Origin of the sequence: Lysobacter yananisis (genome assembly GCF_031199375.1) — a bacterium.
GTDB lineage: Bacteria > Pseudomonadota > Gammaproteobacteria > Xanthomonadales > Xanthomonadaceae > Lysobacter > Lysobacter yananisis.
This window is the reverse complement of record NZ_CP133568.1, coordinates 4,040,388-4,064,529: the sequence shown is the minus strand read 5'-3', so window position 1 is coordinate 4,064,529 and position 24,142 is coordinate 4,040,388. Positions and strand designations below refer to the sequence as shown.

Annotated in this window: 23 protein-coding genes and 2 pseudogenes; 7 read left to right on the top strand and 18 right to left on the bottom strand. The window is 71.4% G+C overall.

Annotated elements, in window-relative coordinates; genetic code table 11:
- Positions 1-83: 83 nt before the first annotated feature.
- From RDV84_RS26725 to RDV84_RS17000, 3 genes and pseudogenes are all read right to left on the bottom strand, one after another.
- A pseudogene (locus RDV84_RS26725) lies at positions 84-197 on the bottom strand (DUF6053 domain-containing protein); the annotation flags it as partial.
- Between the two features lie 26 nt (positions 198-223).
- Entirely contained in the window at positions 224-499 is a 276-nt protein-coding gene (locus RDV84_RS17005; RefSeq protein ID WP_078999143.1) for a GNAT family N-acetyltransferase, read from the bottom strand.
- A gap of 141 nt (positions 500-640) precedes the next feature.
- Complete coding sequence (locus RDV84_RS17000) at positions 641-1,435, bottom strand: hypothetical protein (protein WP_309151010.1); 795 nt, start codon at positions 1,433-1,435, stop codon at positions 641-643.
- 34 nt (positions 1,436-1,469) lie between these two features.
- Here RDV84_RS17000 and RDV84_RS16995 point away from each other — a divergent pair, with 34 nt between their 5' ends.
- Complete coding sequence (locus tag RDV84_RS16995) at positions 1,470-2,423, top strand: hypothetical protein (RefSeq protein WP_309151009.1); 954 nt, start codon at positions 1,470-1,472, stop codon at positions 2,421-2,423.
- Between the two features lie 194 nt (positions 2,424-2,617).
- Positions 2,618-2,791: a hypothetical protein gene (locus tag RDV84_RS16990; RefSeq protein ID WP_157490394.1), complete on the top strand. Its 174-nt coding sequence runs from the start codon at positions 2,618-2,620 to the stop codon at positions 2,789-2,791.
- Positions 2,792-2,896: 105 nt separating this feature from the next.
- On the opposite strand, the pseudogene RDV84_RS26720 reads toward RDV84_RS16990, so the two are convergent.
- The 4 genes and pseudogenes from RDV84_RS26720 to RDV84_RS16975 all read right to left on the bottom strand — a co-directional run.
- Positions 2,897-2,980 (bottom strand): annotated as a pseudogene (locus tag RDV84_RS26720) (DUF6053 domain-containing protein); the annotation flags it as partial.
- A gap of 33 nt (positions 2,981-3,013) precedes the next feature.
- Positions 3,014-3,631, bottom strand: coding sequence for a rhomboid family intramembrane serine protease (locus RDV84_RS16985; protein WP_309151008.1), 618 nt, complete (start codon positions 3,629-3,631; stop codon positions 3,014-3,016).
- A 56-nt stretch (positions 3,632-3,687) separates the two neighbouring features.
- Positions 3,688-5,310, bottom strand: coding sequence for a POT-type proton-dependent oligopeptide transporter (locus RDV84_RS16980; protein ID WP_309151007.1), 1,623 nt, complete (start codon positions 5,308-5,310; stop codon positions 3,688-3,690).
- Positions 5,311-5,667: 357 nt separating this feature from the next.
- The gene (locus tag RDV84_RS16975; protein ID WP_309151006.1) at positions 5,668-6,294 is read right to left on the bottom strand and encodes a glutathione S-transferase family protein; all 627 of its coding nucleotides are present in this window, start codon (positions 6,292-6,294) and stop codon (positions 5,668-5,670) included.
- A 359-nt stretch (positions 6,295-6,653) separates the two neighbouring features.
- On the opposite strand from RDV84_RS16975, the gene RDV84_RS16970 reads away from it, so the two are divergent.
- The 3 genes from RDV84_RS16970 (at position 6,654) to RDV84_RS16960 (ending at position 9,892) form a co-directional block, all read left to right on the top strand.
- Entirely contained in the window at positions 6,654-8,423 is a 1,770-nt protein-coding gene (locus tag RDV84_RS16970) for a M14 family metallopeptidase (RefSeq protein ID WP_425606376.1), read from the top strand.
- 183 nt (positions 8,424-8,606) lie between these two features.
- Positions 8,607-9,023 carry a hypothetical protein gene (locus tag RDV84_RS16965; RefSeq protein ID WP_057948053.1) on the top strand — a complete coding sequence of 139 codons (417 nt, stop codon included), beginning with the start codon at positions 8,607-8,609 and terminating at the stop codon, positions 9,021-9,023.
- A complete protein-coding gene (locus RDV84_RS16960) occupies positions 9,020-9,892 on the top strand; it encodes an endonuclease/exonuclease/phosphatase family protein (protein ID WP_309151004.1) in 873 nt (290 codons plus the stop codon). The genes RDV84_RS16965 and RDV84_RS16960 overlap by 4 nt, the downstream gene beginning before the upstream one ends.
- 16 nt (positions 9,893-9,908) lie before the next feature.
- On the opposite strand, the gene thpR is transcribed toward RDV84_RS16960, so the two are convergent.
- The 9 genes from thpR to RDV84_RS16915 form a co-directional block, all read right to left on the bottom strand.
- Positions 9,909-10,502, bottom strand: coding sequence for an RNA 2',3'-cyclic phosphodiesterase (thpR, locus tag RDV84_RS16955; RefSeq protein ID WP_309151003.1), 594 nt, complete (start codon positions 10,500-10,502; stop codon positions 9,909-9,911).
- Positions 10,503-10,540: 38 nt separating this feature from the next.
- A complete protein-coding gene (locus RDV84_RS16950) occupies positions 10,541-11,770 on the bottom strand; it encodes a hypothetical protein (protein ID WP_309151002.1) in 1,230 nt (409 codons plus the stop codon).
- Between the two features lie 38 nt (positions 11,771-11,808).
- Complete coding sequence (locus RDV84_RS16945) at positions 11,809-12,564, bottom strand: helix-turn-helix domain-containing protein (protein WP_309151001.1); 756 nt, start codon at positions 12,562-12,564, stop codon at positions 11,809-11,811.
- 641 nt (positions 12,565-13,205) lie between these two features.
- Entirely contained in the window at positions 13,206-15,086 is a 1,881-nt protein-coding gene (locus RDV84_RS16940) for an ATP-binding cassette domain-containing protein (protein WP_309151000.1), read from the bottom strand.
- Between the two features lie 76 nt (positions 15,087-15,162).
- Positions 15,163-16,044, bottom strand: coding sequence for a GNAT family N-acetyltransferase (locus tag RDV84_RS16935; RefSeq protein ID WP_309150999.1), 882 nt, complete (start codon positions 16,042-16,044; stop codon positions 15,163-15,165).
- 171 nt (positions 16,045-16,215) lie between these two features.
- A complete protein-coding gene (locus RDV84_RS16930) occupies positions 16,216-17,778 on the bottom strand; it encodes a protein adenylyltransferase SelO (RefSeq protein WP_309150998.1) in 1,563 nt (520 codons plus the stop codon).
- Positions 17,779-18,101: 323 nt separating this feature from the next.
- Complete coding sequence (locus tag RDV84_RS16925; RefSeq protein ID WP_309150997.1) at positions 18,102-18,779, bottom strand: glutathione S-transferase; 678 nt, start codon at positions 18,777-18,779, stop codon at positions 18,102-18,104.
- A 60-nt stretch (positions 18,780-18,839) separates the two neighbouring features.
- A complete protein-coding gene (locus tag RDV84_RS16920) occupies positions 18,840-19,841 on the bottom strand; it encodes a nucleotidyl transferase AbiEii/AbiGii toxin family protein (protein ID WP_309150996.1) in 1,002 nt (333 codons plus the stop codon).
- Positions 19,810-20,547, bottom strand: coding sequence for a hypothetical protein (locus RDV84_RS16915; protein ID WP_309150995.1), 738 nt, complete (start codon positions 20,545-20,547; stop codon positions 19,810-19,812). Before RDV84_RS16915 ends, RDV84_RS16920 begins: the two co-directional genes overlap by 32 nt.
- Before the next feature lie 225 nt (positions 20,548-20,772).
- Here RDV84_RS16915 and RDV84_RS16910 point away from each other — a divergent pair, with 225 nt between their 5' ends.
- Together RDV84_RS16910 and RDV84_RS16905 are read left to right on the top strand one after the other, a co-directional pair.
- Positions 20,773-21,255, top strand: coding sequence for a YaiI/YqxD family protein (locus tag RDV84_RS16910; RefSeq protein WP_057948063.1), 483 nt, complete (start codon positions 20,773-20,775; stop codon positions 21,253-21,255).
- 65 nt (positions 21,256-21,320) lie between these two features.
- Positions 21,321-21,599, top strand: coding sequence for a hypothetical protein (locus tag RDV84_RS16905; protein ID WP_309150994.1), 279 nt, complete (start codon positions 21,321-21,323; stop codon positions 21,597-21,599).
- Positions 21,600-21,803: 204 nt separating this feature from the next.
- Here RDV84_RS16905 and RDV84_RS16900 read toward each other — a convergent pair whose 3' ends face one another.
- A complete protein-coding gene (locus RDV84_RS16900; protein WP_309150993.1) occupies positions 21,804-22,988 on the bottom strand; it encodes an MFS transporter in 1,185 nt (394 codons plus the stop codon).
- A gap of 302 nt (positions 22,989-23,290) precedes the next feature.
- Positions 23,291-24,073, bottom strand: a complete 783-nt coding sequence (locus RDV84_RS16895; RefSeq protein ID WP_309150992.1) for a DeoR/GlpR family DNA-binding transcription regulator — start codon at positions 24,071-24,073, stop codon at positions 23,291-23,293.
- Positions 24,074-24,142: the final 69 nt, after the last annotated feature.

Sequence of the window (24,142 nt, the reverse complement as noted above, 5' to 3'; positions counted from 1 at the left end):
GCCTGTGAGAGGGATGGCCTCGGCGCTTGATGGCAGGTGTCCAGGCGTAGGCGCCTGGCGGGAGCCACCCAGCGCTCGGCTGTTGTGGGAGGGGCTTCAGCCCCGACGCTGTCCGATCGGATCTCGGCGATCCGGCACAAAAGCGCCGGGGCTGAAGCCCCTCCCACAACAGCCCTCCGACCCCGGCCCCCAATCATCGGGCCGGCCCGGGGCGACTGCGGCCTCAGCCCAGCAGTTGCGAATACTCCGGATGCCGCTCGGCCCAGGCCGCCGCGTACGAGCACGCCGGGCGCACCTTGTAGCCGGCCTGGCGCGCGTATTCGAACGCGGCCCGGACCAGATCGCTGGCGATGCCGCGCCCGCCGATGGCCTCGGGCACGCCGGTGTGGGCGATGACGAGCTGGTCGCCGCGCAATTGGTATTCCAGTTCCGCCTCGACGCCGTCGACGACGGTGCTGAAGCGCTGCTGCGCGGGGTCGTGGGTCACGGTGACGGGCATGGTCGGGTCCTGTGCGGGTCGGGGCGGCGGCGGATCGCTCCGCCGCGGCCGCGGCGCGCCGCAGGGGCGCGCCGGGATCGATATCGACGCGAGCCGATACCGACGAAGTCCGTCGCCGCCGTAGCGACGCCGGCGACGGGCTCAGCGGTTGTCGCGCTTGCCCTGGTTGTGGCGGTCCTGGCTGCCGATCTCGCCCTGGATCGCGTCCATCCGGCTCTCGGCCGCGTGCAGTTCGCCGGCCTTGTGCGCGGCGCTCTCGGACTGCGGGCCCGGTGCCGGCACGTGGCCGTGGCCCGGGTCGAGCTGCTGCCACGGCTGCGGCTCGCGCGCGGCGTCCTGCTTGGCCTGGAGCAGGCGACGGGTGTTTTCCAGCGCCTGTTCCGGGGTGATGTGCGCGGTCGGCGCGTCGCTGGAATCGTCCGGCTCGGCCGCATCGCCCTGCGGCGGCGCGACGGTCTCGGCGGCCGGGGCCTGGCCGGCATCGCGGTCGGCCACGGTTTCGGCTTCCAGCGCGGTTTCCGCCGCGCCCTGCGCGACCGCGCTCGGCGCGGCGGCGGGTTCGGCAGGTTGCTGCGACTCGGCCTGCAACGCGGGCGCGGCAGCCGGCGCGGCGGCGCCGGCCGCGATCAGCGAACCGGCCGGAACCGACGAGTGCGCCTCGACGGCCGGCGCCGGCTTGGCCTTGGGCTTGCGCTCGGCCTTGGGCTTGGCCGGCGCGGACGCCGGTTCGGCGAACAGTTCGCCCGTACGCTGCGGCTCATCCTGGGTCGGCGCGCTGTGCGCCGGCTTCGCAACCGCGGGCTTCTTCTTCGCGGCGGGCTTGGGCGCGCTCGCGGCTTCGGTCTTGGGCGGCGCAGGCTGGGCCGGTGCGGAAACCGGAGCGGATGCGGGCTTGGGCGCGGATGCAGGCTTGGCCGCCGCAGGCTTCGCAACCACCGGCTTGACCGCGGCCGGCTTGGACGCAGCGGGCTTGGACGCAGCGGGCTTGGTCGCTGCGGACTTCGCGATAACGGGCTTCGCGACCGCGGGCTTCGCCGCCGGCTTGGTTGCCGCCGCGGCCGCAACCGCGGGCTTCCGCTGCACCGGCGCCGCGGCGACCGGCGCCACACGCACGGCCTTCTTCGGCGCCGCCGGCTTGGCCGCCGACTGCTTGGTCGCCTTCTTGAGCGCGGCCTGCCGGGCCGCGACCGGCGAGCCCGACGTCTTCGTGGCCGCGGCCTTCTTCGCAACAGGCTTCTTAGCGACCGGCTTCTTCGCAATCGGCTTCTTCGCCGCCGCGACCTTGCCGGCGGACTTCTTCACGGCCGGCTTGCCGGCCACCACTTTCTTGGCCAGCGACTTTTTGGCGGCCACCTTCTTGCTCGCCGCCTTCTTGCTCGCTGCCTTCGTCGCGGCCGCCTTGTTCGCCGCCGTCTTCTTCGCCACCGGCTTTTTGGCCGCAGGCTTGGCCGCCTTCTTCACGATCTTGCCGGCCGCGGCCTTCTTGCCCGCGACCTTCTTGCCGGCCGCCTTCTTCGCGCCCTTGGCGGCGGCAACCTTCGTCGCCTTCTTGACGATCTTGCCGGCGGACGCCTTCTTCGCGACCTTCTTCGCCGCGACCTTTTTCGCGGACTTCGCCGCCGCGGTCTTGTTCGTCGCCTTCTTCGCCGGCGCCGGCTTGACCGCGGCCTTCTTCGCTTTCTTGACCGCGCCCTTGCCGGCCTTGGCCGCTCGCTGGGCTACGGTCTTCTTGCCCGCGGCGCGGGTGCGCGCCGGCTGGGCCGATTTGCTTGCGGACTTGCCCGCCTTCTTGCTCGCCATGCTTGACTCCTCGTCGAGTGTTTGCGAATGCGCGAATGATAGCGGCTGCCCCCGTGACTACATCAGCCTTGTGCTGTCGACAACACGCGTCCGTGTTAGCACGCGCCACCTTCATGACGGGTGAGCGGACGTGAGACTGCGCCGCGTTGCGTCAGGCGACTGATGCGGGCCGACCTGTGTTGACGCCTCGCGTCACTTTTCGGCCATGGAACCTAGGGAAAACCCTGGCATGGAACCTGCGTGGAACTGTGCGTAAGTCCACAGTTACGACGAAGGGGAATTCCAATGGCTCGCCACATCGACCCAGACCGAAAAGACATGCGCAGCGACGACGCGCACAGCAATGCCGTCATCGCCCGCCTGTTCGACCTCGCCCGCAACGGCGAAGGCGACGATGCCGAGCTGCGCGAACTCGATGCGCAGATCCAGGCCGGACTGGCCGCGGCCTACGGCGAGGGCGCGCTGGAACTGGAAAACCCGCTGGCGGCCTGAGCCCCGCTCCGCCGCAACGCAGCAAAAACTTGGGCCCGAAGTCCGTCCCGCCGATGCGGGAGGCCTTCGGGCCCGATGTTTTTGGGGCCGGCATCGCCCGGCCTTTGTGGCGGGGACTTCAGCCCCGCTGCTTTCGTGCCGGACCGCTGCGACTTGAGCGAACAGCGTCGGGGCTGAAGCCCCTTCCACCCAGGCGCATCGATCCGTCGACGCGCTGCGACCTCAACCCAGGAAGCCCGGCCCGCGCGGGCTGGCCAGGCGCTCCAGGAAGAACCAGAACAGCGCCGGCTTCATCATCAGCATGAACAGCAGGCCGTAGATCGCCCCGGACAGGTGCGCGTTGTGGTTGATGTTGTCGCCGCCGCGCTTGTCCATCCAGTACGAATAGCCGACATAGGCGATGGCGTAGACCACGGCCGGCACCGGTATCACGAACACGATGATCCAGTTCCACGGGTCCACCAGCACGAACGCGAACAGCACCGCCGAGACCGCGCCGGACGCGCCCAGGCTGACGTAGCCGCCGTCCTTGCGATGGCGCAGGTAGCTCGGCAGGATCGCGACCACGATCGCCGAGAGGTAGAACAGCGCGAACATCCCCGGCCCGGCCAGCTGCGCGAACACCCCTTCGACCGCGCGGCCGAAGAAATACAGGGTGATCATGTTGAACAGCAGGTGCATCCAGTCGCCGTGCACGAAGCCGTGGGTCAGCAGCCGGTCGTACTGGCGGAAGCGCGCCACCCCCGGCGGCCACAGCACCAGCCGCTCGTACAGGCGGCGCTTCTCGAAGGCTTGCCACGACACCAGCACGGTCACGGCGATCAGGACGAAAGTGATCATGGTCGGGGCGGGCTCGCGACGGGGAGAGGCTCAGGAAAGGCGCGCGGCGAGACGGTTCAGGCCGCGCGGTAGTGGTCCTGCATCGGGTAGCGCCGCGCGTACAGGCCGAAGGCCGCCGCCGCCACGAATGCGAAGCCGGCGAAGAAGAACATCAGGAACGCGTTCTCGCTCAGCCCGGTGGCGGCGATGTGCGAGGTCACCGCCTCGTTGCGCACCGCCGCGTTGGTCAGCATCACCCACAGGTTGCCGAACGTGCTGGTGAGGTACCACAGGGCCATGATCACGCCCTTCATCGACTGCGGCGACTGGCTGTAGGCGAACTCCAGCGCGGTCGCCGAGACCAGCACCTCGCCGAAGGTCAGCAGGATGTAGGGAACGATCTGCCATGCCAGCGACATGGGGTGGCCGGCGTCCATATACAACTGCAGCACCGCCGCGACGATCCACGACAGGCCCGAGACCGCGATGCCGAAGCCCATCCGCCGCAGCGGCGTGGGGTTGATCCCGATCCCGCGCAGCGCCGGGTACAGGACGAGGTTGTTGAACGGGATCAGCAGCATCACCAGCAGCGGGTTGATCGCCTGCATCTGCGAGGCCGCGGCCTTGGCCCCGCCCTCGCCGGAGATCAGCCAGCTCGGCCACCACCACAGCTCGGTCGGCACCACCATGCGCTGGCCCTGCAGCACCCAGGTCGAGGCCTTCTGGTCGAACAGCGACCAGAACGGGGTCACGAAGGCGAACACGATCAGGATCCGCAGCACCGCGCGCACGCCGTCCACGGCCGCGTCGGGGTGGACGCCGCGCGCGCGTTCGAGCTGCAGCGAGATGCCGTAGCCGCCGAAGCCGATCAGCAGGCCCAGCGCCATGCACGCGCTCTTGACGAAGCCCAGGCTCGGGATCAGCGCCAGCGCGCCGGCGGCCAGGGCCACGCCGACCGCGGCCACCGCCACGCCCGGATTGCCCTGCCCCGGCGCCTTGGCGCGCAGCGCGGTGCGGGCGACGTTGAAGAACGAATCCGGATCCGGCGCGTTGCGGGTCGGCGGCACCATCACGTAGCGCTTGCGCCCGAGCCAGAAGATGAACGTGGCCAGGAACATCAGCGCGCCGGGGATGCCGAACGCCACCGAGGGGCCGTACTCGCGCAGGAAGATCGGCATCAGCAAGGACGCGAACAGCGAGCCGAAGTTGATCGTCCAATAGAACGCGTCGAACACCAGCTTGGCCTTGTGCTTGTTGCTCTGGTCGAACTGGTCGCCGCAGAACGACACCACCAGCGGTTTGATGCCGCCCGCGCCGAACGCGATCAGGAACAGGCCGGTGTAGAAGCCGGTCTGGTTGTGTTCGAACAGCGCCAGGCAGGCGTGGCCGGCGCAGTACACCAGCGAGAACCAGATGACGGTGTTGTACTTGCCGAAGTAGCGGTCGGCCAGCCAGCCACCGAGCAGCGGGAAGAAATAGGTGCCGATCATGAACGTGTGGAACACGTCCTTGGCCATGCGCTCGCGCTCGGCGAGGTCGCCGGTGGACGCCATCAGCAGGGTCCCGACCAGGAACGCGGTCAGGATGTTGCGCATGCCGTAGAAACTGAAGCGCTCGGCCGCCTCGTTGCCGATGATGAAGGCGATCTGGCGGGGCATCTTGCCCTGCGAATCGGCGGGGGCGGTGGCGGCTTGGGTCATGCGGCGGTCCTGGTCGTCGGTCGAATCGCGCGTCCTTCGCGGGACCCGGCGCATGCGCCGGGCGGTCCAGCCCCACAGACTACCCCATCGTCCGCGCCGCCGGCTTGGCCGGCGCGGTCGCGACGCCGCCGCACGCGCGACGCACCGGCACCGCGAACGGTCGTGCGGATCGCCCCGAAGCGGCCGTCCGCGGGCGCGATCGACCGGCGCGGGGCCCGGGGCGGCGGCGTCGCCCGCTTCGGCTCGGCCACGATTCGGCCACGATTCGGCCCGGCGCGGGTCCGCGGCCCGGCCGCCCCGCGACGGGCCGTGTTCACTCCATGAGCGCGACGCCAGCCAGCGGCTGGCGCTTCCCGTTCAGGCCCACTCTTCCAGGCCTTCGCGCCGGTACAGCTCGGCGAAGCTCGGCCGCGCCTTCATCCGCCGCGCCAGCGCGCCCAGGTGCGGCCAGTCGTGCGCGGGACGCGGCAGGTTGCGGCTCCAGCGCATCAGCATGGTCAGGTAGAAGTCGGCCGCGCTCAAGCGCTCGCCGAGCAGGTACGGCCCGTGCGCGCCCAGGTGCGCGTCCAGGCGTTCGCAGGCCGCCTCGAACCGGGCCTGGGCGCCGCGGCGCACGGCCTCGTCGTCGCACTGCAGGTCGCCCGGATACCACCACAACCGCAGCGGCGCCTGCAGGGTGGCGGTGAGGTTGAACATCCATTGCAGGTACTCGGCGCGCTGCGGGTCCGCGGGCGCCGGCGCGAACGCACCGTCGCCGTGGCGGTCGGCCAGCAGCATCGCCAGCGCCGCGGCCTCGTAGCGCGGCTGGCCGTCGACCAGCAAGGTCGGCACCACGCCGTTGGGATTGAGCGCGAGGTAGCTGGCGTCCTTGTGCTCGCGCGCGGCGATGTCGACCGCGCGCAGTTCGTGCGGCTGGTCCAGTTCGAGCAACAGCCAGTGGACGACCAGACTGGCGGCACCGGGCGTGTAGTACAGCGCGTACATGCGGACTCCTGGGATTGAGAGCTGGGATTGAGAGCGGGGGTTGAAAGCGGGAGTTGAAAGCGGCGGTTGAAGGCGAACGCGCGGGCGCGGGGCTCGCGGGCTCCGCAGTCTAGGCGACGGCGACGGCGTGCGGCCGCCGCGCGGCATGACTGCTGTCATCTCTCGACAGCAGGCCGTTTCGCGCACAGGCGCGGGCCGGCGCGATCCCTTACATTTAGCCGGCCCCATCGCCGGCCGGCTGTCGCCACGGCCGGCGCCCGCGCCGCGGCGCGACCTCACCGCAACCGCGGCGCCATCGGCATTCGCCGCACTCACATCCGGATTACGCAATGACCCGCCAGCCCGAGTTCCGCGCCGCCCTGCCCTCCGCCCTCGCCTTCGCGCTGGCCCTCGCCGGCGGCTATGCCGCGCCGGCGCCCGCTGCCGATGCGCCGATCACCACCGTGTCCGAGCGCAGCGGCTTCCTCAAGACCGGCCGCTACGAGGAAGTGATCGAGCTGTGCGCGCGCTTCGCCGAGCGCTATCCCGACGCGGTGCGCTGCGAGGAGTTCGGCACCACGCCGGAAGGCCGGCCGATGAAGGTGCTGGTGGTCACCCGCAGCGGCGCGTTCGCGCCCGAACAGGCGCAGGCCAAGAATCTGCCGGTGCTGCTGATCCAGGGCGGCATCCACGCCGGCGAGATCGACGGCAAGGACGCCGGCTTCCTGGCCCTGCGCCAGGCGCTCGACGGCGAAGCGGCGAAGGGCGCGCTGGCCAAGCAAGTGCTGCTGTTCGTGCCGGTGTTCAACATCGACGGCCACGAGCGCTTCGGCGCCTGGAACCGCCCCAACCAGCGCGGTCCGGAGGAAATGGGCTGGCGCGTCACCGCGCAGAACTACAACCTCAACCGCGATTACCTCAAGGCCGACGCACCGGAAATGCAGGCCATGCTCAAGCTGGTGCAGCGCTGGGATCCGCTGGCCTACGTCGACCTGCACGTCACCGACGGCGCCAAGTTCGAGCACGATGTGTCGATCCAGGTCGAGCCGGTGCACGCCGGCGACGAGGCCCTGCGCAAGGCCGGCGCGGCGCTGCGCGACGGCACCATCGCCCGGCTCGCCAAGCAGGGCTCGCTGCCGCTGCCGTACTACCCCTCGTTCGTCGAATCCGACAACCCGGCCTCCGGCTTCGAGGACGGCGTGCCGCCGCCGCGCTTCTCGCACGGCTATTTCTACCTGCGCAACCGCCTGGCGATGCTGGTGGAAACCCATTCGTGGAAGGACTACCCGACCCGCGTGCGGATCACCCGCAACACCATCGTCGACCTGCTCGACCTGGTCGCCGCCCACGGCGCGCAATGGCGCGGCGAGGCGCTGGCCGCCGACGGCCGCGCCAAGCGGCTCGGCGGGCAGGACGTGGCGCTGGACTACAAGACCAGCGACAAGAGCCGCACCGTCGCCTTCCGCGGCTATGCGTACACGCGCACGCCGTCGGACGTGTCCGGCGCGCTGATGACCCGCTACGACGAAACCAAGCCGCAGGTGTGGAACGTGCCGCTGAAGTACGACATCCAGCCGGGACGGCAGGTGCCGGCGCCGCGCGGCGGCTACCTGGTGCCGGCCGCGCAGGCGGCGTGGGTCGCGGCCAAGCTCGACCAGCACGGCATCGAGTACCGCCGCCTGGATGCGGCGCTGGCCGGCGCCCAGGTCGAGGCGTTCCGCGCCGACAAGGCCGAGCTGTCGGCGCAGTCCAGCGAAGGCCACCAGCGCAATACGCTGAGCGGGCAATGGAAGAGCGAAACCCAGGACCTGATCGCCGGCGCGCTGTTCGTGCCGATCGCCCAGGCCAAGTCGCGTCTGGCGATGGCGCTGCTGGAGCCGCAGGCGCCGGATTCGCTGGCGGCGTGGGGCGAGTTCAACAACGCCTTCGAGCGCAAGGAGTACATGGAGGACTACGTCGCCGAGGACGTGGCGCGCGAAATGCTCAAGGACCCGCAGGTCAAGGCCGAATTCGAGGCCAAGCTGCGCGACGATCCCGCCTTCGCCAAGAGCCCGCAGGCGCGGCTGGACTTCTTCTACCGCCGCCACACCGCCTGGGACGAGCGCTACAACCTGTATCCGGTGCTGCGCACGCAGACCGTCCCGCGCTGACCGCGCGATCCGTCCGCAGGAGCGGCGCGAGCCGCGACGACGCGACTGCGGCGAGAGTCTCGACGTAGTTGCGATGTCGCGGTCGCGGCTTGCGCCGCTCCTACAAGGGGCGGCCGCCGCGCGCGGGCGGCTGCAAGGGCTTCGCGTTATCCTCGGCGCGTCGTCGGTTTCAGGAAACGCCGCATGCGCCGTCTCGCCTTCGTTCCGCTCGCCGCGCTCTGGCTCGCGGCTTGTTCCGCGCCCGCGCCGGGCGCGCGCGAGGCCACGCCCGCGGCCGCGCCGGCTCCGACGCCGGCCGGCCCGGCGTTGCGCGCGGTCGGCACCGAGCCGGGCTGGCTGGCCGAAGTCGGCCCGGGCGAGTCGCCGACCATCCGGCTGGAACTGGACTACGGCGAACGCAAGCTCGTCGTGCGCGACGCCACCCGCCTGGAGGACGTCTCCGGCTATACCGGCTACACCGCCGACGGGGTGTGGGTGTCGCTGAACTACCGGCGCGAGCAGTGCAGCGACGGCATGAGCGACCGCGACTACATCGCCAGCGTGGAGCTGCAGGTCGGCGACCGCCACTACCGCGGCTGCGCCGCGTCGCTGGCGCCATGAGCGGCGCGCGCGCGCGATGGCGCGCCGGCGTGTGCGTGATGCTCGCCGCCTCGTTGGCCGCCTGCGCGGCGCCGCAGCGCGCGTCCGCGCCGCAGGCCGCGCAAGCGAACGACGCGCAGGCGAGGGAAGTGCGCGTGCTGACCCTCAACCTGTGGCACGACAAGGGCGACTGGCCGCGCCGGCGCGCGCTGATCCTGGCCGAGGTCGCGCGCTTGAAACCTGACCTGATCGCGCTGCAGGAAGTGCTGCAACGGCCGGGCCTGCGCAACCAGGCCCAGGACCTGGGCGAGGCCCTGGGCTATCGGGTCGGCTTCGTTTCGGTCGATCCGCCCGATGCGCCGCGGCGCTACGGCAACGCGATCCTGATCGCCGGCACCGGCTCCGACGCGCAGCAACGCAAGCTCGAACCGCTCGACGACTACCGCAGCGCCGCGCACGTGCGCAGCGACAAGGCGGACGTGGACTTCTACGCCACCCACCTGCACAACGAACGCGGCGGCGGCGCGATCCGCGCGCGCCAGGTCGCCAGCCTGCTGGCCTTCGTCGACGCCAGTGCGCACGGCGCGCGCACGCTGATCGCCGGCGACTTCAATACCGAGGCCGACGCTCCGGAACTGGCCGCGCTGCGCGCGCGCTACGCCGACGCCTTCGCCACCGCCCATCCCCGCCTCGCCGCCGATCCGGCGCGCGCCAGCACGCTCAACCCGGCCTACCTGCCGGCGCAGCGCATCGATCACGTGTTCTACGACCGCCGCGGCTTCGCGGTGAAGGAAGCGCGGATCGTGCTGAACGAAAGCCGCGACGGCGTGTGGCCGTCGGATCACTTCGGTCTGTTCGTGCGCCTGCAGCCGCTGCCGCCGCAACGCTGAAGCGCACGCGGCGGCCTCAGCCGTCCAGCGGCCACTCGCCCAGCAGCGAATACTCGTTGCGCTTGCCGAGCACGCTGTGCAGCAGCACGAAGCGGTCGATCCGCCAGATCACCGGATCGATCGCCAGCGGCGCGCTCAACCCGTGCCCCGCCTCGCGCACGACAGTGACGTGCGGCGCGTGCGCGCGGTGGCTGGCGACGACCTTGACGCCCTGCTTGGCCAGGGCCACGCCGAGCCGGTCCCACAGCGCCGCCAACGACGGATTCTGTTCGGCACTACCCAGCCACCAGGGAATGTCGCGGTTGGCGAAGCTGCCGGCGCGGTCCAGCGCGAAATCGAAGGCGTCGGCGCGCACCGCGGCGGCCGCGGCGCCGGCGCGCTGCGCCAGCGTTTGCGGCAGTTCGGCGAAATCGCCGAGGAATTGCAGGGTGAGGTGATAGCGATGGGCGCCGATCAGGCGCCCGCCGGGTCGCTGCGCCGCCTCCAGCGCCAGCGCGCGCTCGCGGATCCGCGCGCGCACGCCGGCGTCGGGCCACAGGGCGAAGAACAGGCGGTGCAATTCGGCGGGCTGGCGCGGCGCGGGATCGCCGAACAGGGAAGACTGATGCATCGCGGCAGTCTAACCGTTGCCCGCGCCGCGCCGCGCGCTCAGGGCCTGCCTGCGGGCTTGCTCGCAGGCTTGTCCGCGGGCTTGTCCGTGGGCTTGTCCGTGGGCTTGGCTTGCGGCCACGCCGCGGGCTTGGCCTCGCCCTTGGCCGGCTCGGCGTAGGTTCCCGCCGGTTCGCTTTCGAGCTTGCGCGTATCGGCCAGCAAAGCCTCGGCGGCGACCCGGCGCAGCGCGGCCGGGTCGGCCTTGCGCAGATCGGCGTCCGCGCCCAGTCCCAGCGCCTTGGCGGCGTCGGTCAGCACGCGCTTGTTGGCGTAGGGATGCGGGTGGTCGAGATCGTCGTCCTGGGCGCGATAGAACCGGTCGAGAAGCTTCTCGCGGCTGCTGTCGGCCTGGGCCAGCTCGACCAGCTTGGCCCGGTACTCCAGCCGCCACGGCGGCAGCTTCGGCCAGCGCGCGAGGTCGGCGAAATGCTGGGCCTCGTGGCCGAGGAAACTGACCTTGAAGTCTTCGCCCTGCAGGTCGCCGTAGGACTCGCGCACCGCGTACAGGCCCTCGGGCTTGACCCAGCCGGCCGCGCCGGTCTTGCCGCAGGCGGTGTAGTGGCTCCAGCCGCGGCTGATCCAGCCGTCCATCACGAACACCTTCACCGGCTGGGCGACGCCGCCGGGCAACGCGACGGTGTAGTCGCGCTGTTCCTGGCCGCCCCACAGGAACAGGTCGTACAGCGGCGGGGTGCGGCCCTGCAGCGGATGCAGCCCGCTCTCGCGCAGGCGCGCGTCGAGCTTGGCGTAGAGCGCTTCGAACGCTTCCTCGCCGTCGCCCGGCGCCGGCTCGCCGATCGCCGCGGCCAGTTCGGCCTTGAGCGTGCGTTCGAGTTCGCCGCGCCGCTGCGGTTCGCGCACCGCATGCCACCAGTAGCGCTGGTAGATGCCCAGCACTTGCGTAGCGAACGCATCGCGCGGCGCGGTCGCGGTCGCCGCCACGACCGGCGGCGGCGCCTTGCGCTCGTGGCGTTCGAGCATGCATTGGCGGAAGTCCGCGTCCTTGCCCTGGAACTGCTCGGCCGGCGCGTGCTTGAGCGCGGCCAGCGCCGCGGGTGCGTCGGCGCGCAGCGCCGCGCCGAGCGCCTGGCTGACCGCGCTGGCGGCCTGCGGGCCGCTGGCCGGCGCGGCGGCCGGCGGCGCGGCGGTGGCGCCGATCGCCCAGCCGATCAACAGCGGCAGCGCGGCGGCCGGCAACAAGAACAACAACGGGGAACGGTGGCGCATGGGAGGGCTCCGGAGTCGCGCGGCGCGCGTCGGGGCCATTAGGCGGCGCGCGCGGCGTGCGGGTCTTGTACGCACTTGATCTTCGCTTCGACCCGGCATTCCGCCGGCGCCAGCACCTGCCGCCGCAGCTGCAGCGGCGTGCAGCCGGCATGCGCGACCACGACCTTGTGCAGGTGGCTCTGGTCGGCGAATCCGGCCGCGGCGGCGACGTCGGCCAACGCCATCGGCGCGGCCAGCAGGCGCAGCGCGCGGCGCCAGCGCGCCTCGCGCCGCAGCGCGCGCGGCGACATGCCGAAGCTGCGGCCGAGCGCGCGGCTGGCGTGCTCGGCCGAGACGCCGAGTTCGCGCGCCAGTTCGGCGATCTCGCGCTCGTCCTGGTCCATGCGCCGCAGCAGTTCGCCTTGCCAGTCCGGCAGCGCTGCGGCTTGCAGCGGCTGCGCGCAGGTCAGCAGTTCGGCCAGACGCCGCGGCGCGCGTTCGAACACTTCGCGCGCTTCGTTCAGATCGTGTACGCGCCAGGCGCGGGCGGCGAAGGCCGGATCGGCGGTCACACCGGGAGTCGCTGCCGGGCTGAGTTCCAGATTGATCGCGCTGGCGCCGCTGCGGCCGAAACGGTCGCCGTGGGCGTGGAAGGCCGGATGCAGGACCAGCGTTCCCGGCGCGCACGGCAGCGGGCCGTCGAGGCTGGCTTCGGTGTAGTCGCCGTCGAGCACCAGCGCGGCGTACGGCTCGCGGTGGCGGTGCGTGGCCAGGGTGGCGTTGCGTTCGTGGCGGGTGCGGTAGGCGGCGGTCATGCGGGTTGCGGCACGGCGGCGGGCGGGCGGACGCGCGCCTCGGGCGCGGGACGCGATGCGGCGTGGGCGTTGCGGGCGGCGCGCATCGGGGCTCCTGCGCCGGTGGGCGGCGTCGATGCGGCGATTACGGGCCCGCGGCGGGGGCGGCGCAATGGCCGGAAGTTGGGGGTGCGGGGTTGGGGTGCGCACTCCGCTGCGTTGGGCCGGCGCCGCGTCCGGCGGTGTGTCGTGGCGGAGCGGAAGGCGTCGGGGCTGAAGCCCCTCCCACGACAGCCGGGGCCTTCCCACAACAGCGGGAGTCCTGCCATGACAGCTGCAGCCCTGCCCAAAACAGCCGGAGCCCTCCCGCAACCAGCGGGTTGTGGGGCGCGGGATCGGTACGGGCAAGTTTCAGTCCGGTGGTGTGTCGCGGCGGAGCGAAAGGCGTCGGGGCTGAAGCCCCTCCCACGACAGCCAGAGCCCCTCCCCAAAACGGCCGGAGCCCTGCCCAAAACAGCCGGGGCCCTCCCGCAACCAGCCGGTTGTGGGGCGCGGGATCGGTACGGGCGAGTTTCAGTCCGGTGGTGTGCCGTGGCGGAGCGGAAGGTATCGGGCTGAAGCCCCTCCCACAGCCGGCGCCCGCGCAGGGCGCCGGCTTCGGCTCAGCCTTCCAGTTCGGACCAGCGCGAATAAGCGTGATCGAGCTCGGCCTGGGACTTGGCCAGTTCGGCGTTGTGCGCGGCCATCGCGGCGGCGTCGCGCTGGTAGAAGGCCGGGTCGTTCATCTGCGCGGTCAGGTCGGACACGCGCGTTTCCAGCGACTCGATCCGCGCCGGCAACTGCTCCAGCTCGCGCGCGTCCTTGTAGCTGAGCTTGCGCTTGGCCGCGGCGGGCTCGGGCGCCGGCGCGACGGCGGCGGGCTTGGCCATCGCCGCGGCGGTGGCCTTGGCCGGCGCGGCCCCGGCCGGACGCTGGCGCAGCCAGTCGCTGTAGCCGCCGACGTACTCGCCGACCCCGCCCTCGCCTTCCATCACCAGCGTCGAGGTCACCACGTTGTCGAGGAAGTCGCGGTCGTGGCTGACCAGCAGCAAGGTTCCCGGGTAGTCGCCGAGCAGTTCTTCCAGCAGCTCCAGCGTTTCCACGTCCAGGTCGTTGGTCGGTTCGTCCATCACCAGCAGGTTGGACGGCTGGGCGAACAGCTTGGCCAGCAGCAGGCGGTTGCGCTCGCCGCCGGACAGGCGGGTGATCGGCGCGCGCGCGCGCTCGGGGGTGAACAGGAAATCCTGCAGGTAGCCGATGATGTGCTTGCTCTTGCCGCCGACCTCGACGTACTCGCGGCCCTCGGCGACGTTCTCGATCGCGTTCCAGTCCTCGCGCAGGGTCGCGCGGTACTGGTCGAAATAGGCGATCTGCAGGTTGCTGCCCAGGCGCACCTCGCCGGCCTTCGGCGCCAGTTCGCCCAGCAGCACCTTGAGCAAGGTGGTCTTGCCGCTGCCGTTGGGGCCGATCAGGCCGATCCGGTCGCCGCGGAACACGGTGCCGGAGAACCCGCGCAGCATCGGCTGGCCGCCGTAGTCGAAGTCCACGTCCTTGGCCTCGAGCACCTTGCGCCCGGACTGCTCGGACTGGGCGAATTCCATGCGCACGTTGCCGACGTTGTCGCGGCGCTGGGCGCGCTCGTTGCGCATCGCCTTGAGCCGGCGCACGCGGCCTTCGTCGCGGGTGCGGCGGGCCTTGATGCCCTGGCGGATCCACACCTCTTCCTGCGCCAGCAGCTTGTCGAAGCGCGCGTTTTCCTGCGCCTCGGCGTTCAGCCGCTCCTCGCGCCGGCGCAGGTAGTTGTCCCAGTCGCCGGGCCAGCTGGTGACGCGGCCGCGGTCGATCTCGACGATGCGGGTCGCCAGCGCGCGCAGGAAGCGGCGGTCGTGGGTGACGAACAGCAGCGCGCCGCTCCAGGACTTGAGGAACTGTTCGAGCCAGTCGATGGCTTCGATGTCGAGATGGTTGGTCGGCTCGTCGAGCAGCAGCAGGTCGGGCGACGAAACCAGCGCGCGCGCCAGCAGCACGCGCCGCTTCATGCCGCCGGACAGGCCCGAGAACGCGGCTTCGCCGTCGAGGCCGAGCCGGGTCAGGGTCTCTTCGACGCGCTGGTCCAGGCCCCAGCCCTGGGCGTCCTCGATCTTGGTCTGGACCTTGGCCACCGCGTCGGCGTCGTAATGCTCGGCGTGGCTGAGGTGGTGGAATTCGGCCAGCCAGTGGCCGAGTTCGCCGAGGCCGTCGGCGACCACGTCGAACACGCTGCCGCTGGCGCCGGCCGGGACCTCTTGTTCGAGCCGGGCGACGCGCACCCCACCCTCGCGACGGATCTCTCCATCGTCGGGGACGAGCTCGCCCGCCAGCAGCTTCATGAGCGTGGACTTGCCCGCGCCGTTGCGGCCGATCAGGGCGATGCGTTCGCCCGGTTCGATGGCCAGTTCGACGTTTTCGAGCAGCAGCGGGCCGCCGACGCTGTAGTCGGCGTTCTGTACGGTGATCAAAGGCATGCGCGCATTCTACCCGGGGCCGCGGCCCAGCGCCGCTTTCGCGCCGCCTTTGCGCCGCGGCCGCGACGGCGCCCGATCAGGTCCGCGCCAGCAAAGGGAAGCGGCTGTGCGGCCCCAACCGGGCCGGGTCGATGCCGCGCAGGAACAAGCCGGCTTCGTCGTCCGGCCCGGCCGGGCCGGCCTGCGGCCACAGCGCGCACGGGTCGAAACCGAAGCGCAGCGTCTCGACCGGGCCGACGATCAGGCGCGGCAACGCGGCCGCCAGGGCCGCGTGCGACGGCGCCACCGCGAACACGTCCTCGATGGTCAGCGCTCCGTCCTGCTCGTGGGCGAACACCCAGGTATCGGCATCGATTTCGAACAGCGGCGCGGCGTATCCGTTGGCCGCGTACCAGGTCGCGGTGCGGCCGTAATCGCGGCTGGCGAAGCGGCGCCCCAGCGGCGCCGCGCGCGCGGCCACGGCCAGGAAGCGTTCGCGCACGTCCGCATCGGCCAGATCCCGTTGCGGCGCGCGCTGCGGCGCGGGCGCGAGGGCGTGCGCGGCCTCGAACAGGCTTTGCGGCGCCGGCGCGAAACCGAAGCGCGGATAGAAGTCCAACACGCGGTCGTTGGCGAACAGCAACGCCGGCGCGTCGCCGCCGCCGGCCAGCGCGGCCTGCATCGCCCGCCGCGCCAGCCCGCGGCCGCGGTGCTGCGGCAGGCTGCCGACCGCGCCGAACTGGAACGCCAGGATCTCCTCGCCGTCGACGATCAGCCGCTGGCGCATCGTCGAGGCATTGGCGACGACGCGGCCGTCTTCGAACAGGCTGTAGGCGAGGTAGCCGGGCGCCCACTGGCCCCACTCGCACCAGCGGCGGAAATCGGCCTGGGAGAACACGCGCGCGACGTACTCGCAGTACGCCGGATGCAGCTCGGTGTCGGTGTGGTCGAGGACGCGCAATATCGGTTGTTGTGGCATGGCGCGATTGTGCGCCGATTCGCATCGCGCACGGGTTTCGTTTTGTATCGGGGCCCACCCGTAGGAGCGGCGCGAGCCGCGACCGCTACAACGCAACTACGCCGCAGGCTCCGCAGCGGTTGTGGTGTCGCGGTCGCGGCTTGCGCCGCTCCTACAAGGGGATTGCGGGAATCAGGAGCTGCAGGAAAGCATCGAACACCCGGCCCGCTCGCGCGCCCAGTCCGGCCGCTTGGCCGCGAACGCCTCGCGCCCGGGCTGGTCTTCGTAGGGCCGGCGCATGACCTCGAGCAAGTCGCGCACGCCGGCCGGATCGCCCTGTTCGGCGCGGTCGATCGCTTTCTGGGCCAGATAGTTGCGCAGCACGTAGCGCGGGTTGGCCGCGTTCATCCGCGCCACGCGTTCGGCCGCGGACGAACCGTCCTCGCGCGAACGCGCGGCGTAGCGCGCCAGCCAGTCGCGCAACGCCGGCTCGGCCTCGACGGCGCGCGTCGGGTCGTAATAGGCCTCGGCCAACGGCGACGGATCGGGCGCCGCGGCCGCCACATCGATATCGGCCAGCGCGCGATAGAAGATCGTCATGTCGACTTCGTTGGCCTGCAGCCAGCCGCGCAGTTCCTGCATCAGCGCCACGTCCTCGTCGCCGCACTCGCGCAGGCCCAGCTTGCGCGCGATGGCGTCGCGCTCGGCGTCGTTGTAGGCCTCGACGTAACGCCGCAAACCGTCCTGCAAGAGCTCCGTCGCGATCAACGGCGACAGCGCCCCGGCCAGCCGGCTCAGGTTCCAGTACGCCACCTGCGGCTGCTGGCCGTAGCGGTAGCGGCGGCGACCGGCGTCGGTGGTGTTCGGGGTCCAGTCCGGGTCGTAATCGTCGACCCAGCCGTACGGGCCGTAATCGATGGTCAGGCCGAGGATCGACAGGTTGTCGGTGTTCATCACCCCGTGCACGAAGCCGACCCGCATCCAGTGCGCCATCAGCGTCGCGGTGCGCTGCGCCACCTCGGCGAACCACTGGCCGTACACGCGTTCGCCAGGCTCGCCCAGATGCGGGAAATCGCGACGGATGCAGAAGTCCACCAGCGTCTTCAACAACGCGGTGTCGCCGCGCGAGGCCGGCAGTTCGAAGTTGCCGAAGCGGATGAACGACGGCGCGGCGCGGCATACGATCGCGCCGGGCTCGGCCTGCGGATGGCCGTCGTAGAACATGTCGCGGACCACCGCCTCGCCGCTGCCGACCAGGCTCAGCGCGCGCGTGGTCGGCACGCCGAGGTGGTGCATGGCCTCGCTGCACAGGAATTCGCGGATCGAGGAACGCAGCACCGCGCGGCCGTCGGCGCTGCGCGAGTACGGCGTGGGACCGGCGCCCTTGAGCTGCAGCTCCCAGCGCCGGCCGTCGTCGGCGAGGACTTCGCCCAGCGAGATCGCGCGGCCGTCGCCGAGCTGGCCGGCCCAGGCGCCGAACTGGTGGCCGCCGTAGTTGGCCGCGTACGGCTGCATGCCCGGCAGCAAGACGTTGCCGGCGAACACCTGCGCGAACTCGGCGCTGGTTATGTCGGCCTCGCTGAAGCCCAGCGCCGCGGCCATTTCGGCCGAATGCGCCAACAGCGTCGGCGCCGCCACCGGGGTCGGATCGACCCGCGAGTACAGCGCGCCGTGGACCTGACGCACGCCCGGCGCGGTTTCCGGGTCGCCGGGCAGATCGCGGACGAAGGCGTTGTCGAAGCGCAGTGCGTGCATGGGCGGCGGGAATCGGTCGGGGATGCGGGGGAGATGGGTGCCGATGGTGGCGAATCCAAGCGGAGGATGGGTTTCGCCGCCCCTCCCCAACCGTCATTCCCGCGAACGCGGGAATCCAGAGACTTCGGCGCCATGCCTGGATAAAGCCCTGGGTTCCCGCTTTCGCGGGAACGACGAAGGTGAGGTTTCGCCGCGCCGCCTCAACCGTCGTCAGGCACGCGAATGCGGGAATCCAGAGACTTCGGCGCCATGCCTGCATGACGCCCCGGATGCCCGCGTTCGCGTGCATGACAACAGGTAGATTTCGCGGCGACCCGCCCGTCTCAACCCGGCAACGAATACGGCCCGCCCTTCTCCAACGCCCGCTGATACGCCGGCCGCGCGTGGATGCGCTCGACGAAGGCCTGCATCCGCGGCCGCCCGGCGCCGGCACGCGCGGCGGCGGCCTCGACTGGGAAGCTCATCTGGATGTCGGCGGCGGTGAAACGCTCGCCGGCGAACCATTCGTGTTTGCCCAGCTCGCTCTCGATATAGCCCAGGTGCAGCGCCAGCTGCGGCCCGACGAAGGAGCTCATGGCCTTGTCGGCGATGCCGCGCGCGATCGGTTTGACGAAGAACGGCATCGGCGCGGACTTGATCCGCGAGAACACCAGGCTCAGCAGCAACGGCGGCATCGCCGAGCCTTCGGCGTAGTGCATCCAGTAGCGGTAACGGCGGCGTTCCTCGCCATCGAGCGGTTGCGGCGGCGGCGACAGCGCGTGGCCGCGGTCGTAGCGCTCGCACAGGGTCTCGATGATCGCCGCCGACTCGGCCAGCACCTGCCCGTCCAGTTCCACCAGCGGCGACTTGCCGAGCGGATGGATCGCGCGCAGTTCCGGCGGCGCCAGCATGGTCTTGGGGTCGCGCTGGTAGCGCACCACCTCGTAAGGCAGCGCCAGTTCCTCCAGCAGCCACAGCACGCGCTGGGAGCGGGAATTGTTGAGATGGTGGACCTTGATCATGGCCGGCGCCGTCGCTGGGGATACGCGCATGGTAGCCGGCCTCGCGCGGGCGCGCCGGCCTCAGCCGCGGCTGAACACCAGTTGCGCCGCCAGCCGCCGCTTCCAATCCTCCAGATCGCCTTCCACCCACGGATACTCGGCGCGGAAGTTGTCCCACTCGATCTCCCAGGCGGCGATGTCCGGCAGGGCGTCGTCGGCCCAGTCGGCGTGGTCCGCGTTGCAGCGGATCGCATCGACGAACAGGCGCAGCGGCATGTTGCAATGCTCGGCCAGCAGCACCGCGTCGTAGAGGTCCTTGCCCTGCGGCCACATGTCGGTCTGCAGCCACACCAGCTTCCACGCCAGCGACAGTTCCGCGCTGGTGCCCAGCAGCGACACCGGCTCGCCTTCGCTCAACGGGATCCCGACCGGCACCGGCGGCTGCGGCAGGCGTTCGCAGAACACGAAGTCGAACTGGGCCTGGCCCTCGGGCAGGCCGTCCAGCGACCAGACGATGGTCATGCGCCGGCCTTCGGCGCGCTCGTAGGTCCAGATGTCGTCGTGGCCGACGCGGTCGAAATGGATCCGCACCGGGCCGATGGTTTCGCGCTCGGTCAGCAGGCGTGCCAGGTCCTTCAGCATCTCGCGCGCGGCTTCGTCGGCGGGCTTGAGCGTGTCCGGCAGCACCACCCAGTCGATGTCGCCCGGCGCGCGCGCCCGCTCGCCGAGGTAGGCGTGCAGCAGCACGCTGCCGCGCAGGACCAGCCGGTCGCGCCACGGCGAGCGGGCGATCGCGCGCAGCATCTGCGCCTGCACCGAGGCGCGCGCGGCGTACCAGCGCTCGCGCTCGTCGTCGCTGGCGAAAGCCGGATCGCCGGTGCGGAAAGCGTCGCTGCGGTGCTTGAGCGCCGGGTCGAACAGGTCCGGCCGGCCCTGGCCGCTGAGCTGGGTGCTGTCCGGGTAACGGATCGTGCGCGACGCACGCTGCGCCGCGCGCTGCGCTATCGCGAACGCCCGCGCCCGCTCCATCTCAGCGGCCTGGTCGGCCCGGCTATCGCCCTGCGCGCCGAGCCAGCGGGTCATCCGTTCCCATATCGATCCAGCCATCGTCCACCGCCAGGTTGTCGTCGTACACCACGTATTCGGTTTCCGCGCCGAGCCGGCGCAGGTCCATCGCATCGAGTTCGTCGAGCAGCGCGCGCAGTTGCGCGTACGCCCGCTCCAGGCCGCCGCGGCTGCGCTGGGTGACGAAGCGCTCGTCCAGCCCGTCCTCGCGCGTGCGCAACGCGTTGCGCGACAGGTGCGCGCCGTGGCCCGCGACCCGCGCGGCCAGCGCCGCCAGGTCCGCGCCGGCGGGCAGCAGCAGCTTGATGTGGCTCTCGAAATAGCGGCCGGCTCCGGCGTCGGCATCGTCCCGCGGCACGCCGCGGTTGCCCGGCGCGGCCTCGATCTTGATCCGCACCGGCGCCAGGCCGGCCGCGCGCAACTGCGCCGCGATCGCCTCGGCGCGTGCGCGCTGCTGCGCGAATTCGCCGCGGCCGCGCCAGCTCAGCATCGGTTGCAGCGGTTGCGCGCCGCGCGCCAGTTCGATGTGCAGGCACTTCAGGCCGTGCGCCGCGGCGAAACGCTGCAGCGCGCCGTCGCGGTCCGCAACCACGGTCAGGTGGGTTTCGAATTCGCCCGCGAAGTCGGCCGCCTCGCGCTCGCAGCCGGCCGCATCCCGGCCTGCGGCGGCGGGCGGCACGGCGGGCGGGGTCGGCGGGCGACGCTGGGCGGAGTCGGTGTCCATCGGGGCGGTTTCGCGGCGGGCGCCGTGGGGCGCGGGCCATCCATGCGGCGAGCGAGCATAGCAGCGCTGGGCGGCGTTTCCGCGTCGCAACGCGGCCGTTTGCGCGCCATGCATCGGCCGACCGACGGCGGCGCGCGACCGGCGGCGGATGCGCGCAGCGCGCGCCAGCATGACGGCGCGCACCCGGCGGCCGCACAATGCGCATCGCCTCCTCGCCTGCCCGCCATGACCGACACCTCCGCCGCGCCGCCCGCCGCTCCGCAGATCTGGGTCGACGCCGACGCCTGTCCCGTCGTGATCAAGGACATCCTGTTCCGCGCTGCCGAGCGCGCGCAGATTCCGCTGACCCTGGTCGCCAACCAATGGCTGCGCACGCCGCCCTCGCGCTGGATCCGCGCGATCCAGGTCCCGTCCGGCGCGGACGTGGCCGACACCGAGATCGTGCAGCGGCTCGCCGCCGGCGACCTGGTGGTGACCCAGGACATCCCGCTGGCCTCGCTGGCGCTGGCCAAGGGCGCGGTCGCGCTGAACCCGCGCGGCGACCTCTACACCCGCGACAACATCGCCGAGCGCCTGTCGATCCGCAATTTCATGGAAGAACTGCGCGGCGCCGGCGTCCAGACCGGCGGCCCGCCAGCGCTGCACGCGCGCGACCGGCAAGCGTTCGCGGCGCAACTGGACCGATGGCTGGCGCGGCGGCCGCGGTGAGTGGCTAAAGCCACGAGCACGAGCAAAATCAAAATGGATTCCGGCTTTCGCCGGAATGACGGGAGATGAGAGCGCCCCCCACTGCCGTCATTCCGGCGAAAGCCGGAATCCATTTTGATTTTTCCGTTGCCGTTGCCGTTGCTTCTTGCTTGGACGCGACCACAAGCGAAGCCCATGTTCCGCAGCCCCGCAGGGCGTGCGCATGGATGCGCACGCGCGCCATGGGGCAGGATGCCCCTTATGGCGCGGCCCCGCGCAAGGTTCTGGACCTGGTGGCTCTTGACCCGAAAAAACAAGGCCTTTTCTTTGGTTACTTTCTTTGTGGCTTAAGACAAAGAAAGTGACCCGGCCGCTTGCGGACGGAAGCTCCTGATCTTCGCTGGTCCTCACTCATAGCCTCGGCAGAGGCAGAACCAACACCAAGTCAAAATGGATTCCAGCGTCCGCTGAAATGACGGCCTGGAAAGATTCCCGGCTTCGCGGCATTCCTGCCTCCACCGCAACGAAAAGCGCAGCCAACGCGAATCGCCACCCAACACCCAGCCCCCTCAACCCTTGCGCGCAGCCACCAACTTCGCGCTGGCCGCCACCGCCACCAACCCCACGCCCAGCACCGCGAACGCGACCGGCAGACTGCTGATCTTCGCGATCCAGCCGATCCCGGCCGGTCCGATCAGGATGCCGGCATACCCCAACGTGCTGACCGCCGAGATCGCCGCGCCGGCCGGCATCGCCTTCTGCGCGCCGGCGGCGGTGAACAGGATCGGCACGATGTTGGAGCAACCCAGCCCGACCAAGGCGAAGCCCAGCAACGTCGTGCCGATCCAGGGCAGCGTCGCCGCCAGCGCGAAACCGGCCGCCGCGCATACCCCACCCAGCGCCAGCACCGGCCGCGCGCCGAAGCGCTGGACGATGCGGTCGCCGCTGAACCGGCCCACGGTCATCGCCAGCGCGAACACCGCATAGCCCAGGCCGCCGGCGCTGGCCTCGGCGCCGCGCTGCGCGACCAGCAGCAGCGCGCTCCAGTCCAGCATCGCGCCCTCGGCCAGGAACACCACGAAGCACAGCGCGCCGACCAGGATCACGATCCCGTGCGGCAGCACGAACGTCGCGCCGCCGTGGCCGTCGTCGCCGTAGCGCAGCAGCCCGCGGCTGCCGGCCAGCATCAACAGCGCCAGCAACACCGCCACGCTCAAGGCGGCGACCAGCGGCGTCGCCTGCAGCCACAGCAAGGCGCTGACCACGGCCGCGCCGGCGATGCCGCCGACGCTGAAAAACCCGTGGAACCCCGACATCAGCGGCCGGCCGCTGGCTTTTTCCACGATCACCGCCTGGATGTTGATCGCCACGTCGATCGCGCCGATGGCGGCGCCGAACGCGAACAGCGCCGCGGCCATGCCGGCGACGGTGTCGAGCTGGGCCAGTAGCGGCAGCACCGCGGCGACCGCGGCGCTGGCCAGCAGGATCACTTTGCGGCAGCCGATCCGCGCGGTCAGCGCGCCGGTCAGCGGCATGGTGGTCATCGAGCCGGCGCCCAGCGCCAGCAGCAACAGGCCGAGCGTGCCTTCGTCGACCCCGGTGCGGGCCTTGGCGTACGGCACCAGCGGCGCCCAGCCCGCCATCGCCAGGCCGGCGATGAAGAAGGCGATGCGGGTGGAGAGACGTTCGAGCGCGCCGATGGGGCCGCCGCGGGCGGCGGGGTCGGAGGCTGCGGCGGGGTGCGGATCGCTCATTGGAATCTCTTCGGGTTCAAAGGTCGGTTGCCGGCGATCGGGGACAACAGCGTCGGGACTGAAGTCCCTCCCACGAAAGCCAAAGCGTCGGGGCTGAAGCCATTTCGCAGAAGCTGAAGCGTCGGGACCGAAGTCCTTCCCGCAAAGGTCGAAGCGTCGGGACTGCCGTCCCTGCCGCAAAAGCCGAAAGCGGCGGAGCTGAAGGCCCTCCCACGGTGGAGGGGGTGCAGCGCGAGCGCTGCCGTGGGAGGGCCTTCAGGCCCGACGCCTTCGGTTCCGCAACCGCGCCGCCGCGGCCGCGCTCACTGCGCCGGCCCGGCGCGCAGCACCCGCGCGCCCTTGGCCGCGAACGCGCGCGCTTGCGCGGCGTCGCCGTCGTGCTCGATCACCAGCGCCGCCACCGCGTCGGCGGCGAGCACGGTGTACGGCGCGGCGGTGCCGAACTTGTCGTCGGTGACCAGCACCGCCACCGCGCGCGCGGCGTGGGCGGCGGCCTGCTTGAACTGCGCGTCCTCGTAGTCGCGCGCGCTGATGCCGGCCGCGTGGTCGGCGCCGCACACGCCGAGGAAGTACCAGTCGCTGCGGATCGCCTCGACCTCGCGCAGCGCGCCGGCGCCGAGCGCGGCGCCGATGCGCGGCTCGATCCGGCCGCCGATCGCGATCAGTTGCAGGTCCTCGCGCGGCGCCAGCAGCGCGGCGATGGCCGGGGCGTTGGTGGCCACGGTCAGGCCGTAGTCGGCCGGCAGCGCCTGGGCGATGGCGATGTTGGTCGAACCGGCATCGAGGAACAGCACCTGGCCGCGCTCGATCAGCCCGATCGCGGCGCGCGCCAGCGCCGCCTTGCGCCCCGGCGCCTGGGCCTGGCGCTGGACCAGGGTGCCGCGGTCCGGCGCCAGCGGCAGCGCGCCGCCGTAGACCCGCCGGCACTGCCCCGCCGCGGCCATCTCGCGCAGGTCGCGGCGGATGGTGTCGTGCGACACCTCCAGCTCGCGCGCCAGGTCGACCGCGATCACCCGGCCCTGGGCCAGCAGGCGCTCCAGGATCAGGCGGTGGCGTTGCTGCGGCAGCAGTTCCTCGACGGACATCGGGGCTCCGGATCGTTCACGATTGAAGCTAATCGTGCACAAACGTGCAAATACGTGCAAGTCCGGGTC

Coding starts and splice junctions, on each gene's coding strand:
- RDV84_RS16920 (WP_309150996.1), bottom strand. CDS start 19,841: ATGACCCGCTGGCTCGGCGCGCAGGGCGATAGCCGGGCCGACCAGGCC.
- RDV84_RS16935 (WP_309150999.1), bottom strand. CDS start 16,044: ATGCCACAACAACCGATATTGCGCGTCCTCGACCACACCGACACCGAG.
- RDV84_RS16900 (WP_309150993.1), bottom strand. CDS start 22,988: ATGAGCGATCCGCACCCCGCCGCAGCCTCCGACCCCGCCGCCCGCGGC.
- RDV84_RS16960 (WP_309151004.1), top strand. CDS start 9,020: ATGAGCGGCGCGCGCGCGCGATGGCGCGCCGGCGTGTGCGTGATGCTC.
- RDV84_RS16945 (WP_309151001.1), bottom strand. CDS start 12,564: ATGACCGCCGCCTACCGCACCCGCCACGAACGCAACGCCACCCTGGCC.
- RDV84_RS16965 (WP_057948053.1), top strand. CDS start 8,607: ATGCGCCGTCTCGCCTTCGTTCCGCTCGCCGCGCTCTGGCTCGCGGCT.
- RDV84_RS16925 (WP_309150997.1), bottom strand. CDS start 18,779: ATGATCAAGGTCCACCATCTCAACAATTCCCGCTCCCAGCGCGTGCTG.
- RDV84_RS16990 (WP_157490394.1), top strand. CDS start 2,618: ATGCGCAGCGACGACGCGCACAGCAATGCCGTCATCGCCCGCCTGTTC.
- RDV84_RS16985 (WP_309151008.1), bottom strand. CDS start 3,631: ATGATCACTTTCGTCCTGATCGCCGTGACCGTGCTGGTGTCGTGGCAA.
- RDV84_RS16895 (WP_309150992.1), bottom strand. CDS start 24,073: ATGTCCGTCGAGGAACTGCTGCCGCAGCAACGCCACCGCCTGATCCTG.
- RDV84_RS16930 (WP_309150998.1), bottom strand. CDS start 17,778: ATGCACGCACTGCGCTTCGACAACGCCTTCGTCCGCGATCTGCCCGGC.
- RDV84_RS16915 (WP_309150995.1), bottom strand. CDS start 20,547: ATGGACACCGACTCCGCCCAGCGTCGCCCGCCGACCCCGCCCGCCGTG.
- RDV84_RS16910 (WP_057948063.1), top strand. CDS start 20,773: ATGACCGACACCTCCGCCGCGCCGCCCGCCGCTCCGCAGATCTGGGTC.
- RDV84_RS16950 (WP_309151002.1), bottom strand. CDS start 11,770: ATGCGCCACCGTTCCCCGTTGTTGTTCTTGTTGCCGGCCGCCGCGCTG.
- RDV84_RS17005 (WP_078999143.1), bottom strand. CDS start 499: ATGCCCGTCACCGTGACCCACGACCCCGCGCAGCAGCGCTTCAGCACC.
- thpR (WP_309151003.1), bottom strand. CDS start 10,502: ATGCATCAGTCTTCCCTGTTCGGCGATCCCGCGCCGCGCCAGCCCGCC.
- RDV84_RS16940 (WP_309151000.1), bottom strand. CDS start 15,086: ATGCCTTTGATCACCGTACAGAACGCCGACTACAGCGTCGGCGGCCCG.
- RDV84_RS16975 (WP_309151006.1), bottom strand. CDS start 6,294: ATGTACGCGCTGTACTACACGCCCGGTGCCGCCAGTCTGGTCGTCCAC.
- RDV84_RS16980 (WP_309151007.1), bottom strand. CDS start 5,310: ATGACCCAAGCCGCCACCGCCCCCGCCGATTCGCAGGGCAAGATGCCC.
- RDV84_RS16905 (WP_309150994.1), top strand. CDS start 21,321: ATGAGAGCGCCCCCCACTGCCGTCATTCCGGCGAAAGCCGGAATCCAT.